Raw genomic sequence first — 12579 nt, forward strand, 5'->3', positions numbered from 1 at the left:
AGTGAAATGGGGGTTAACTATTTCAAAATCCATTAAAAACGTCTACTATAGAGGATGAGGGTGTAAAACAAAACTTTATGGAGTCAGGAGAATCATTCATGTTAAAGATTCAAGAAATTAGAGAAATCATTAAACTTATCGATCAGTCTTCAATCGACAAATTCACGTATGAAGCGGATGGAGCGAAAATTAAAATCGTAAAAAGCAATACGAGCGGTACAACTATGGCGCCCGTCCAAGTTCAAACGCCAATGCCGGACGTACAAGATTCCACTTCAGGGGCGAAGGCAGTTCAGCAGGCAGCACCTGAAAAATTGGCAGCACCTCAACAAATGGAAGCACCGGTAGCAGTACCTGCACCTGAAGAAAAAGTTGCAGATCCGTCTTTGAAAAGTATCGTATCTCCAATGGTCGGCACTTTTTACAAGTCGTCTTCTCCGGAAGCGGCTCCGTTTGTTCAAGTTGGACAAAAAGTCGGAACTGAAGATGTTGTCTGCATTGTTGAAGCTATGAAACTATTCAATGAAATTGAAGCAGAAGTATCTGGCGAGATTGTTGAGATCCTCGTCAAAGATGGACAGCTTGTCGAATATGGGCAGCCTCTTTTCCTTGTAAAAGAAAATTGAAGGGGGAATGGACGATGAAAAAAATTCTAATCGCTAATCGCGGCGAAATTGCTGTCCGTATTATCCGTGCATGTAAAGAGCTCGGTCTTGAGACAGTTGCTGTATATTCAGAAGCCGATCGCGATGCATTGCATGTCAAAATTGCCGATGAAGCATTTTGCATCGGACCAAAACTTTCAAAAGACAGTTACCTGAACTTTTCAAATATCATAAGTGTCGCAAAGATGACCGACTGCGATGGAATCCATCCAGGATATGGTTTTCTTGCGGAAAACGCAAGCTTTGCTGAGATGTGTGAAGAAGTGAATATTGAATTTGTCGGTCCCACTTCTGATGCGATTGCACGTATGGGGACTAAAGACGTCGCACGTGAAACAATGCGTCTAGCTGGCGTTCCAATTGTACCGGGATCCGATGGGCTAGTTGCAGATGAAGAGGAAGCGCTTACGGTAGCACACGAAATCGGATTCCCCGTCATCATTAAAGCAACTGCAGGTGGCGGAGGCAAAGGGATTCGCGTAGCACGTGATCCCGAGGAACTTAAAAAGGGGCTCAAGGTAACTCAAAAAGAGGCTGCGGCTGCGTTTGGGAATCCTGGCGTCTATCTCGAAAAGTTCATAGAAGTGTTCCGCCACGTTGAAATCCAAGTTTTGGCGGACAAGCATGGCAACACAGTTCACCTAGGTGAACGCGATTGTTCCATTCAGCGCCGTATGCAGAAATTAGTGGAGGAAGCACCATCTCCGGCAATTACACCTGAATTGCGAAAAGAGATGGGGCAAGCGGCTGTGAAAGCGGCAGAAGCCGTAAACTACAGAGGTGCTGGTACGGTGGAATTCATCTTCGATCATATCAATAAGAAATTCTATTTCATGGAAATGAACACAAGAATTCAAGTAGAACATCCTGTAACTGAAATGATCACGGGAATTGACTTGATTCAGCAGCAGTTGAAAGTTGCAGCTGGGGAAGAGTTGCCATTTAAACAAGAAGACATTAAAATCAATGGTTGGTCGATCGAATGCCGCATCAATGCAGAAAACCCTGAGAAGAACTTCATGCCTTCACCAGGTACGGTTGAAATGTACCTTCCGCCGGGCGGAAATGGAGTCCGCGTCGACTCGGCCGTCTATCCGGGATACAAAATCCCGCCGTTTTACGATTCTATGGTAGCTAAACTGATTGTTCATGCGGATACGCGAGAAGAAGCAGTAGCCCGCATGAAACGTGCACTTGATGAGTTTGTAGTAGAAGGAGTTAAGACAACGATTCCATTCCACTACAATCTCATGAAACATGACGTATTCAAATCAGGGGATTTCGACACGAAATTTCTTGAAACGTATGACATCATGAATTCAAACTAAGGAAGGAGGCGCGCGGATATGGCTGAAAAAGCAAATTCGTTTATAAAAGCAAACTCCTCTGCGAGCGAGAGTCTTGGCAAAATTGAGCTTGCTCCTGAAGTTTTGGAAGTTATTATTGGAATCGCGACTTCTGAAGTACAAGGAATTGCAATGACTTCAGGAAACTTTGCAACGGGGGTTGCAGAGCGGCTTGGGAAAGTTATGTACGGCAAAGGAGTAAAAACTGAATGGGTAGATAACAAACTCATAATTGACGTCTTTTGTATTGCAGAGGATGGCCAGCTTATTCCACAGGTAGCTGCAAATGTTCAAAGAAAGATCAAAGAAGCCGTCTATCATATGACTTCGATAGAAACAGGAGAAGTCAATGTCCACGTAACGGGAATCCGTTCTGAAATGACTTCAGTGACAGAATGACGAAAAGCATCATCTTCGGATGATGCTTTTGCCTGTTGTGACTGTATCTTCATACAGCATTTGTGCTATGATAAAGCCTAAACGAACCAGTGACGAAGGAGACAAATAGTATGAAACGAAGAGAAGCGAGAGAAAAAGCGGTTCAGACCCTTTTCCAGCTTGATGGAACAACCCTGCCCGTTGAAGAGGCAATTAGCTATATTTCTGAAGGACCGATCGATTCTTTTTATGAAATGCTTGTAAAAGGAACAAGTGAAAAGCAGGAAGAGATTGACAAAGTATTGACTGAGAAACTGGAAAACTGGTCATTGGACAGACTTCCGAAAATTGAACGGACAATTCTTCGGCTTGCGGTATATGAACTGCTGTACAACGAGGACGTTCCTCATAAAGTTGCAGTGAATGAAGCCATTGAACTTTGTAAAACATTTGGAGACGAAAAATCAGGACGATTTGTGAATGGAGTACTGTCGAAATTTGAACAACAAAGGATGTGACGGATTTGCCAAGTGTGCTAATAGACGGAAAAGCAATCGGTTCGAAAATTCGTGAAGAGATCAAAAGAGACGTGGAACGACTCATCGAGAGAGGATGTCGTCCAGGTCTTGCTGTTGTACTCGTAGGTGAGGATCAAGCTTCTCGTACATATGTTAGAAATAAGGAAAAATCGAGTACTGCAGTCGGCATGAAGTCGGAACTGATCGAGTTGCCTATCCAAGTGAGTCAGAAGGAATTGCTGGAAACTGTGGAACGGTTGAATAACGACCCGACTATACACGGCATTCTTGTTCAATTGCCATTACCGCCTCATATCGATGAAAGTAAAGTGATACGGGCCATCTCGCCAAAGAAAGATGTGGACGGTTTTCATCCGGAGAACGTCGGGAAAATGATTATCGGACAAACATCATATGTTTCGTGCACCCCTGCAGGTATTTTGGAATTACTTAAGCACACAGGCACTGAAATATCAGGAAAGCATGCAGTAATCGTGGGGCGCAGCAATATCGTAGGCAAACCGATGGGGCAATTGCTTCTTCAAAAAGATGCTACCGTGACCTACTGCCATTCCAAGACCGAAAATCTGATGGCTTTTACACGACAAGCCGACATCCTGATTGTTGCGATTGGTCAAGCAAAGTACATTACGGCTGATCATATTAAAGAAGGTGCAACCGTGATTGACGTGGGCATGAATCGTGACGAGAATGGAAAGTTATGTGGGGATGTCGATTTCGATAGTGTAAAAGAGAAGGCAGGTGCACTCACTCCTGTTCCAGGTGGAGTCGGACCGATGACTGTAACCATGTTGCTGAATAACACATTACAAAGTGCTCAATTGATGTGCAGTAAATATATTTAAAAAACGGCACTTGCCGTTACATAGAATTCAACAGCGCTGTTTCTTGTCAGAGAGAGACAGCTTTTTATTCGCAGGAGGGGAATTCGTTGTCTGGTAATCCATACTTAACCGTACAAGCTGTCACTAAATACATTAAGCGGAAATTTGATGCGGATCCACACTTGCGGAATGTCTATATCAAAGGTGAATTGTCCAATGTGAAAATTCATCCAAGCGGACACATTTACTTTACGTTAAAAGATGATAAAAGCAGAATTCAAGCAGCTATGTTCCGCGGCAATGCCTCGAGTTTGAAGTTCCGACCAGAAAGTGGCATGAACGTACTGATAACAGGCGATATTAATGTGTATGAAAGCAGTGGTCAGTATCAGCTATATGTTCAGTCAATGGAACCGGATGGCATTGGGGCTCTTTTTCTGGCCTTTGAGCAGCTAAAAGAACAACTAGGCAAGGAAGGCTTGTTCGACGTGCGCTGGAAACAGCCGCTGCCTTGGATTCCTAGGAAAGTCGGTGTAATTACCGCTGAATCAGGTGCAGCGTTCCAAGATATCTGCTCTACAATAAGTCGTAGATTTCCTATGGCTGAAATAGTATTATTTCCAGCCGCTGTACAAGGAAAACAGGCCGTTCCATCCATTGTCCAAGCGATAGGACTAGCGGAACGCCAAGGCGATATTGACGTCCTTATTGTTGGCAGAGGCGGGGGCTCGATAGAGGATTTATGGGCTTTTAACGAAGAAGCAGTAGCTCGTGCGATTTTCTCTTGTCGAATTCCTACAATCAGCGCTGTAGGTCATGAAACAGACACCACAATTGCGGATTTCGTTGCAGATCATCGTGCGCCTACCCCGACTGCTGCTGCTGAACTCGCGGTCCCTGCAAAGGAAGAATTGTCAGGTCGCATTTTGGATCGCAAAAGAGTGATCTATCGTTTTCTTGCCACTCGTCTATCCCAGGAACAAAAGCGGTTGGACCGTTTGAAAAGTGCATATCCTTTTCTATATCCTGAACGATTGTATCGTCCCTTTATTGAAAAACAATCATCGCTTGAAGAACGTCTTATTCGCGGCAATAGTGAATTGCTTTATCGGAAATCACAGAAACTGACTCAAAGCAATTCTCGGTTGCAAGGTGTTTCACCAACGGTGCGGCTGCAGCAACGCACAAAAGATTCGATTATGGCTGAAGAAAGGCTCCTGCGTGCGGCGAGTCTCTCTTTCGGACGCAAGCAAGATCGTTTCTTAACCAGTATCCGGATGCTGCAGGCACTTAACCCGCTGAGTGTCATGGAACGAGGATTTACAATTGTATACAAAGAAGGCGAACTGGTAAAGAAAGCCGAGTCATTAGCGCCTGGTGACGCTGTGGAGATGAATATGCAGGACGGTACTGTAATAGCGGAGATCCTATCGATTGAATCCCTTAAGGAGGAATCATGAATGGAAACAGATTCGATGAAATTTGAAGAAGCGATGCTGGAACTGGAAAAAATCGTTCAACAGCTTGAAACTGGGGATGTTCAACTCGAAGATTCCATTGCGTTGTATAAAAAAGGTATGGAACTTTCTGCATTTTGTCAGCAAAAATTGCAACATGCTGAGAAACAACTCGTCTCAATTGTAGACAAAAACGGAGAGACCACATCAATGGATCCTTCGAAGGGAGAGGAAACAAGTGAGTGAACAGCTGAAAAAATTCATGGATGAAAAAATTCCGCTTTTAGACAACCACTTTTCTGAGCTTTTTAACGGAAAGAATTATCCGGATATCTTGCAGGAAGCGATGGCTTATTCTGTAAGTGCAGGTGGTAAGCGAATCCGTCCTCTCCTGGTCCTGGCAGTTCTGCAAGATTTAGAAGTCAACTCAGATGATGCAATTCAAGTAGCGGGCGCCATTGAACTGATCCACACTTATTCTCTGATACATGATGACCTTCCATGCATGGATGATGATGATTTCAGGAGAGGAAATCCGACGAATCATATTGTGTTTGGAGAAGCGGCAGCTGTTCTAGCTGCAGATGCTTTGCAAACACTTGCGTTTGAACAACTTGCAACACTTCAACATACAGATCCAACAACGGTGCTTGCCATTTTGAAAGCTGTGAGCATCGCTTCAGGTGCGGCAGGAATGGTCGGCGGTCAAATTTTGGATATGCAAGGAGAAAGTAAACAACTCACCTTAACGGAACTCGAAGAAATCCATGTCCATAAAACGGGTGCCTTACTTGCATGTTGTATCGAGTCAGGCGCGCTGCTTGCAAGAGTATCCGATTCGAAAATGGAAAGTCTAAGAACGTTTTCAAGGCATATCGGACTTGCTTTTCAGATCAAAGATGACATACTAGACGTCACTGCTTCTACTGAGCAACTTGGAAAGACCGCAAACAAAGATACGGCCAGTGAGAAGAGTACATACCCTGCACTCCTGGGACTGGAAGGTGCTCAACAAAAACTTGCAGACCATCACAATCAGGCGCTTGGGGCTTTGGAGGAAATTGGTTTAGGAAGTTCATTGTTAGCGCAAATCGGAGATTATATTATCGATCGGAACGCATAAAGCAAGGCGTCTAAATGGTACTGTTTGTTTGATTGTTGATATAATGAGGAAAATGAACGGAAACAGTAGTATTAACTTATGAAGGTGTGTGATAAAGATGGATCTTACAAAGATCAGCAGTCCATCGGATATTAAAAACTTGAACCTAGAAGAGATGAAAGATCTCGCCTCAGACATTCGGAAGTTCCTTATAAACAAATGTTCTGTAACAGGCGGACATATCGGACCGAACCTAGGTGTAGTGGAGCTGACAATCGCGCTTCACAAATTTTTTAATAGTCCGCAGGACAAATTCATTTGGGACGTCGGACATCAAGCTTACGTCCATAAAATTTTAACCGGGCGTGCTGGTGATTTCGACACGCTTCGTAAATACAAAGGGCTAAGCGGTTTCCCGAAGATGGCAGAGAGTGAACACGATGTCTGGGAAACAGGGCATAGTTCAACTTCCTTATCTGCGGCGATGGGTATGGCAGCAGCACGCGATATCAAAGGGGATGATAACTACGTCATTCCAATTATTGGTGATGGAGCACTGACCGGCGGTATGGCACTTGAAGCACTGAACCATATCGGGAGCCAGCAGACAAACATGATTGTCATTCTTAATGATAACGAAATGTCCATTGCACCAAACGTAGGAGCACTTCATTCCGTATTAGGGAAATTACGTACGGCAGGAAAGTATAATAGTGTAAAAGATGATGTTGAAGAATTGATCAAACGGATTCCTGCTGTCGGTGGAAAAATGGCTTCTTTAGCTGAACGTCTTAAAGATAGTCTGAAATATTTAGTGGTATCCGGTGTCTTCTTCGAGGAACTAGGTTTTACGTATTTAGGTCCAATTGACGGCCATGATTTTAACGAACTCGAGCGTAACCTGCTTTACGCTAAAAAAATGGAAGGGCCAGTCCTTCTCCATGTGGTTACGAAAAAAGGCAAAGGGTACCATCCGGCTGAAAATGATAAGGTTGGGACGTGGCATGGTACAGGTCCTTATAAAATCGAAACAGGAGACTTTGTCAAATCACCTGCCAAAGGCCCTTCATGGAGTGGATTAGTCTCAGCGACTGTAGCGAGAATAGCTCGGGAGGATCGACGTGTTGCTACTATCACACCGGCGATGCCTGTAGGTTCAAAATTGGAAGCTATCTCAGCAGAATTCCCTGACCGTTTTTATGATGTCGGCATTGCCGAACAGCATGCCGCAACAATGGCTGCAGGAATGGCAACACAAGGAATGAAACCATTCTTGTCGATATACTCCACGTTCCTTCAACGGGCTTATGATCAGCTGGTGCATGATATTGCTCGCCAAAAGCTGAACGTATTCATCGGGATTGACCGGGCGGGATTAGTAGGTGCGGATGGGGAGACCCATCAAGGTGTTTTTGACATCGCGTTCTTACGTCATTTGCCGAATATGGTCATCATGATGCCGAAAGATGAAAATGAAGGTCAACATATGGTGAAAACGGCTTTAGCTTATGACGATGGCCCGATTGCCATGCGTTATCCACGTGGAAATGGATTCGGAATCCCGATGGATGAAGAATTGAAAGTGCTGCCGATCGGAAAATGGGAGAAGTTGACCGAGGGACAAGATGCGACAATTTTAACTTTCGGGACTACAATCCCGATGGCATATGAAGCTGCAGAATTTTTGACGGAGCGAGGGATTTCAGTGAGCATCGTCAATGCCCGTTTCATAAAGCCATTGGATGAAGAGATGTTGGATGAGCTCTTCGCAGCAGGAAAACCGATTATTACTGTTGAAGAAGCGGTTCTTGCAGGTGGTTTCGGAAGCGCGGTGCTTGAATATGCTCATGATTCCGGCGTCAATGCTCCGATTCACAGAATGGGTATTCCTGATCTGTTTATTGAACATGGGGATGTCGAAGCGTTATTAGCTGAGATCGGGATGACTCCAGGTGCACTTGCCGATTTGACTGCGGATGCAATCTCCTCCCAGGCATGTAAGAAGGAAATGCAATGACGAACACAGATCCTAAAGAACGGGTCGATGTCTTGCTAGTGCAACGTGGCCTAGTTGAAACCAGAGAACAGGCTAAACGGTCCATCATGGCAGGAATCGTCTACTCGAACGAAACCCGGATGGATAAACCGGGTGAAAAAATAAAAACCTCCCTCCCTTTGATGGTAAAAGGCTCGACGTTGAAATACGTGAGTCGCGGAGGATTGAAACTGGAAAAAGCGTTAGAGGAATTCAATGTTTCAGTGGGGGAAAGAATTATGCTGGACATCGGTTCTTCGACGGGCGGTTTTACAGATTGCGCTCTTCAGAACGGTGCGAAACATTGCTATGCGCTAGACGTTGGCACAAACCAACTTGCTTGGAAAATCCGTTCGGATCATCGAGTCACCGTAATGGAGAAATGCAACTTCCGTTATGCAACCCCTGACATGTTCACAGAAGGGTTACCTGATTTCGCGACGATAGATGTTTCCTTCATTTCATTAGGGCTGATTTTACCCCCTTTGAAACAAATTCTGATTCCAGGCGGAGATGTGTTAGCCCTTGTTAAACCTCAGTTCGAAGCAGGGAAAGAAAACGTAGGAAAAAAAGGGATTGTCCGGGATGTTGCAGTGCATAAGGAAGTATTGGGCAAAGTTGCGGAGTTTGCTTCCCGGGAAGGGTTCAGTCTACGGGATATGACCTATTCACCGGTTACAGGAGGGGAAGGGAACATCGAATTCCTTTTCCACTTGGTTGCTGAAGACCAGCCAGTAACAAAGTTTAATGACAAAGACTTCTTGGAAATAGTGAAGCGAGCTCACTCGGAATTAGCGTAACATGAAATGGGATTCATCTGAATTAACTGATGGAATCCCTTTCTGTTTTCATACAAATGATGTGCAGGGAGTGATTGATATGAACAAAGGGCAGCGTCATCTTCGCATCCGCGAGATCATTACAACGCAAGCGATCGAAACGCAAGATCAGCTCGTAGACACTTTGAAAAACGCAGGCGTGGATGTGACGCAGGCAACCGTTTCCAGAGATATTAAGGAATTGCACTTATTCAAAACGCCTTTGCCTGATGGACGTTACAAATATAGTTTACCTGCTAATCCACAATTCAATATTGAAGACAAACTGCACAGGATGCTGACAGATGCTTTCGTAAGCATCGATGGCGCAAGTCATTTTCTTATATTGAAAACGCTACCAGGGAATGCACATGCAGTAGGATCCTTAATCGATCATCTGGAATGGAAAGAAATGCTGGGTACCATTTGCGGAGACGACACGTGCATGATTATTTGCCGTGATGAAGCAGGTGCAGGATCTATTAAAGATCGCTTGCTTGCAATGCTGTAAGGAAGGGGGAGAATCCCTTGTTAAGTGAACTATCCATTAAGAATTTCGCAATTATAGAAGACCTTGATGTTTCGTTTGAAGAGGGACTTACCGTTCTAACAGGTGAAACAGGAGCAGGCAAGTCCATCATTATTGATGCTGTTCAGCTCGTAGCTGGTGGTAGAGGGTCTGTTGAATTCATCCGCCATGGAACCAAAAAAGCGGAGCTTGAAGCGATGTTTATCATAAGTGACCGCCATCATCCTGTCTTTTTAAAGTTGAGCGAATTCGGTATTGAAGCGGAAGATGGCACCATCATTTTGCGCAGGGAGTTAAACCAGAGCGGTAAAACGACTTGCCGCGTTAATGGGAAATTGGTCACGATTGCGATTCTTCGTGAATTGGGAAGTCAATTGATTGATATCCATGGTCAACATGAGAATCAGGAATTGATGCATCAGAAACGACATATCCATTTATTGGATTCGTTTGCCGGAGCGCCATTTAAACTAGCGATGAAGAGCTATACGGACTTATACGAAGCCTACATGAAGTTGCACAAAAAACTGAGTCTAGCTTCGGAAAATGAGCAACAAATCGCACAACGTATTGATTTGTATACGTTCCAGTTAACGGAGATAGATGAAGCGGCTCTCCAAATAGGGGAAGAAGAAACGTTGGAATCTGAACGAGTGAAACTTCAGCATTTCCATCGTCTTTTTGACCGTTTGAATAGCGCATATGAAGCTATACAAGGAGACTCCCGCACATTGGATTTTCTAGGATCGGCGATGAATGACCTGGAAGATGCCGCTTCAGTGGATGGAGATTTGAAAACACTGGCGGAAACAACGGGGGAGAGTTTTTACTCACTACAAGACGTAGCCCATGATATCAAAGGTATGATTGATGAAATGGAGTATGATCCGAATCGGCTGGAGATTGTGGAGGATCGCTTAGCGTTGTTTACAACGCTCAAGCGGAAGTATGGCACTTCCTTAGAAGATATTCTTCTATACAGAGACAAAATTGCCGATCGTTTGGATGAATTGGTGAATCGGGATGACCGTCTTGAGAAGGAACAAGAGAAGTTACAGCACTTAAGGGCGGACCTGGAAATTGAGGCAGGGGAACTTTCTGCCATCCGAAAGAAATCTTCATCGATGTTAGAGAAAGCAATTATGGAACAACTTGTTCAATTACATATGGGGAAAGCAGAATTCCAAGTCAAAATTGAACGCAAGGAAGCGGGCTCTTACGACTATAACGGGTTTGACGATGTTGCATTTTATATATCGACCAATGTCGGTGAACCCATGAAGCCGCTTGTCAAAGTTGCTTCTGGCGGTGAAATGTCGAGAGTGATGCTGGCTTTAAAAACAATATTCTCGAAACATCAAGGGATCACATCGATTATCTTTGATGAAGTCGATACAGGTGTGAGCGGCCGTGTCGCACAAGCGATAGCAGAAAAAATTGCGATGGTTGCCATGAATTCACAGGTATTATGTATTTCGCATTTGCCTCAAGTCGCTGCTATGGCAGATCATCATTACCTGATCCGTAAGGAAGTTACAAATGAACGCACGCGGACATCGATCCAGGATGTGTTGGCTGAAGATCGCACCAGGGAGTTGTCGAGAATGTTATCCGGTGCTGAAGTGACACCATTGACATTGCGGCATGCAGATGAATTGCTGCAACTTGCTGAAGTGCGTAAAAGTACATTGTAGAGAGCGGAAGAACGTCGGGATATCCAAGCCGGCATTCTTCTGCTTTTTTGAATTCCACCTTTGCATGTTTTACCCTTTCATAACAACCTCCAGAACGCACACTCTATAGTTAATCTACAATTGAAGGAGGTGACTTATGGAATGGAGTAGACAGCTGAAATTTTTCATATCGTCTGTTGTGATGATTGTTGTCATGTCCTATAGTAACATCGCTGCATTGGCTTCAAGTGGCACTTTGATTCCTATGGGGAATTCCATCGGAATCCAGCTGGAGCTAGCAGGTGTCTTTGTCACAAGCGATGTACCATTTAGTAAGAAAAACAGCTCTCTTCAAGCGGGCGATCAGTTAATGAGTATAGACGGAGTATCCGTGAAATCCCTGCAGATTCTCCATGACCAAGCGGGTAAGGTGGAAGATGAGGCAACGGTCAAACTCAAGCTCCGTCGTGAGGAAGCCGAAGTTGAAGTGGAAGCTGATGGCTTATCGTTTAAACGAGCGCTGCCTTTCTTAAAGGATACGACTGAAGGAACCGGTACGCTTACGTATGTCGATTTGAATGATGGCACATATGGGGCTCTCGGGCATCAGATCATCGACAGTTCATTGAACAGTGCACCGAATTTCGATAGTGGCTCCATCTACTTATCGGAAATCGAACAGATTAAGAAAAGTTCCCCGGGAAACCCAGGATATAAGATCTCTTCAATCATCGATCAGGAAAAAACACTCGGTTCAATTTTAACCAATAGTGTTTATGGAATTTTTGGCGATTGGAATACTTCTTATAAGCAAGTCTTGCCGGAAGCATTGGAAGTTATGCAACCAACGGATTTATCCGTCGGAAAGGCGGAAATTTTAACGACAATCCAAGGGACTGAAGTTGAATCGTTTGAAATTGAAATTTCCAAACTGGCACATGATTCTTTTCAATTTAAATTGACGGACCAACGTCTCCTTGAAAAAACAGGAGGCATTTTGCAGGGGATGAGTGGAAGTCCTGTCATCCAAAAAGGAAAGTTTGTCGGCGCAGTCACCCATATGTTTGTGGACGAGCCTGAAAAAGGAGCCGGTCTATTCCTCGGGAAAATGACAGAAGTAGGTGCTAAGTGAACCGGACAGCCAACTCGATTCCAGAGTTGGCTGTTTTTTTCTTCAATAAAAGTGTTAAAAAATAAAGGATTCTGTCGAAAT

13 protein-coding genes are annotated in these 12579 nt (G+C 44.4%); all 13 read left to right on the plus strand.

What is annotated here, in order from left to right:
• The first annotated feature begins 98 nt into the window (after positions 1–98).
• The 13 genes from accB (at position 99) to ABE021_RS03075 (ending at position 12498) form a co-directional block, all read left to right on the plus strand.
• Positions 99–626, plus strand: coding sequence for an acetyl-CoA carboxylase biotin carboxyl carrier protein (gene accB / locus ABE021_RS03015; RefSeq protein ID WP_430286682.1), 528 nt, complete (start codon positions 99–101; stop codon positions 624–626).
• A gap of 14 nt (positions 627–640) precedes the next feature.
• A complete protein-coding gene (accC, locus tag ABE021_RS03020; RefSeq protein WP_430286683.1) occupies positions 641–1993 on the plus strand; it encodes an acetyl-CoA carboxylase biotin carboxylase subunit in 1353 nt (450 codons plus the stop codon).
• 18 nt (positions 1994–2011) lie between these two features.
• The gene (locus ABE021_RS03025; RefSeq protein ID WP_430286685.1) at positions 2012–2410 is read left to right on the plus strand and encodes an Asp23/Gls24 family envelope stress response protein; all 399 of its coding nucleotides are present in this window, start codon (positions 2012–2014) and stop codon (positions 2408–2410) included.
• Positions 2411–2520: 110 nt separating this feature from the next.
• On the plus strand, positions 2521–2907 hold the full coding sequence (gene nusB / locus ABE021_RS03030) for a transcription antitermination factor NusB (RefSeq protein ID WP_430286686.1): 387 nt from the start codon (positions 2521–2523) through the stop codon (positions 2905–2907).
• 5 nt (positions 2908–2912) lie between these two features.
• Positions 2913–3773 (plus strand): bifunctional methylenetetrahydrofolate dehydrogenase/methenyltetrahydrofolate cyclohydrolase FolD, encoded by an 861-nt coding sequence (gene folD / locus ABE021_RS03035; RefSeq protein WP_430286688.1) that lies wholly within the window; start codon positions 2913–2915, stop codon positions 3771–3773.
• Positions 3774–3859: 86 nt separating this feature from the next.
• A complete protein-coding gene (gene xseA / locus ABE021_RS03040; RefSeq protein ID WP_430286690.1) occupies positions 3860–5212 on the plus strand; it encodes an exodeoxyribonuclease VII large subunit in 1353 nt (450 codons plus the stop codon).
• On the plus strand, positions 5213–5455 hold the full coding sequence (locus tag ABE021_RS03045) for an exodeoxyribonuclease VII small subunit (protein WP_430286692.1): 243 nt from the start codon (positions 5213–5215) through the stop codon (positions 5453–5455).
• A complete protein-coding gene (locus tag ABE021_RS03050) occupies positions 5448–6332 on the plus strand; it encodes a polyprenyl synthetase family protein (RefSeq protein ID WP_430286694.1) in 885 nt (294 codons plus the stop codon). Before ABE021_RS03045 ends, ABE021_RS03050 begins: the two co-directional genes overlap by 8 nt.
• Positions 6333–6429: 97 nt before the next feature.
• A complete protein-coding gene (dxs, locus tag ABE021_RS03055; protein WP_430286696.1) occupies positions 6430–8328 on the plus strand; it encodes a 1-deoxy-D-xylulose-5-phosphate synthase in 1899 nt (632 codons plus the stop codon).
• Positions 8325–9146, plus strand: a complete 822-nt coding sequence (locus ABE021_RS03060) for a TlyA family RNA methyltransferase (RefSeq protein ID WP_430286698.1) — start codon at positions 8325–8327, stop codon at positions 9144–9146. The genes dxs and ABE021_RS03060 overlap by 4 nt, the downstream gene beginning before the upstream one ends.
• A 79-nt stretch (positions 9147–9225) precedes the next feature.
• The gene (gene ahrC / locus ABE021_RS03065; RefSeq protein ID WP_430286701.1) at positions 9226–9675 is read left to right on the plus strand and encodes a transcriptional regulator AhrC/ArgR; all 450 of its coding nucleotides are present in this window, start codon (positions 9226–9228) and stop codon (positions 9673–9675) included.
• A 17-nt stretch (positions 9676–9692) separates the two neighbouring features.
• Positions 9693–11387, plus strand: a complete 1695-nt coding sequence (gene recN / locus ABE021_RS03070; protein ID WP_430286703.1) for a DNA repair protein RecN — start codon at positions 9693–9695, stop codon at positions 11385–11387.
• 136 nt (positions 11388–11523) lie between these two features.
• On the plus strand, positions 11524–12498 hold the full coding sequence (locus ABE021_RS03075) for a SpoIVB peptidase S55 domain-containing protein (RefSeq protein ID WP_430286705.1): 975 nt from the start codon (positions 11524–11526) through the stop codon (positions 12496–12498).
• Positions 12499–12579 lie beyond the last annotated feature (81 nt).

It is taken from the genome of Sporosarcina gallistercoris, assembly GCF_050459885.1.
GTDB classification, from domain to species: domain Bacteria; phylum Bacillota; class Bacilli; order Bacillales_A; family Planococcaceae; genus Sporosarcina; species Sporosarcina gallistercoris_A.

Bases quoted from the DNA above. Each gene is read 5' to 3' on its own strand.
- ABE021_RS03045 (WP_430286692.1), top strand. From the start codon at position 5,213: ATGGAAACAGATTCGATGAAATTTGAAGAAGCGATGCTGGAACTGGAA.
- ABE021_RS03025 (WP_430286685.1), top strand. From the start codon at position 2,012: ATGGCTGAAAAAGCAAATTCGTTTATAAAAGCAAACTCCTCTGCGAGC.
- ABE021_RS03075 (WP_430286705.1), top strand. From the start codon at position 11,524: ATGGAATGGAGTAGACAGCTGAAATTTTTCATATCGTCTGTTGTGATG.
- ABE021_RS03060 (WP_430286698.1), top strand. From the start codon at position 8,325: ATGACGAACACAGATCCTAAAGAACGGGTCGATGTCTTGCTAGTGCAA.
- ahrC (WP_430286701.1), top strand. From the start codon at position 9,226: ATGAACAAAGGGCAGCGTCATCTTCGCATCCGCGAGATCATTACAACG.
- accC (WP_430286683.1), top strand. From the start codon at position 641: ATGAAAAAAATTCTAATCGCTAATCGCGGCGAAATTGCTGTCCGTATT.
- dxs (WP_430286696.1), top strand. From the start codon at position 6,430: ATGGATCTTACAAAGATCAGCAGTCCATCGGATATTAAAAACTTGAAC.
- accB (WP_430286682.1), top strand. From the start codon at position 99: ATGTTAAAGATTCAAGAAATTAGAGAAATCATTAAACTTATCGATCAG.
- nusB (WP_430286686.1), top strand. From the start codon at position 2,521: ATGAAACGAAGAGAAGCGAGAGAAAAAGCGGTTCAGACCCTTTTCCAG.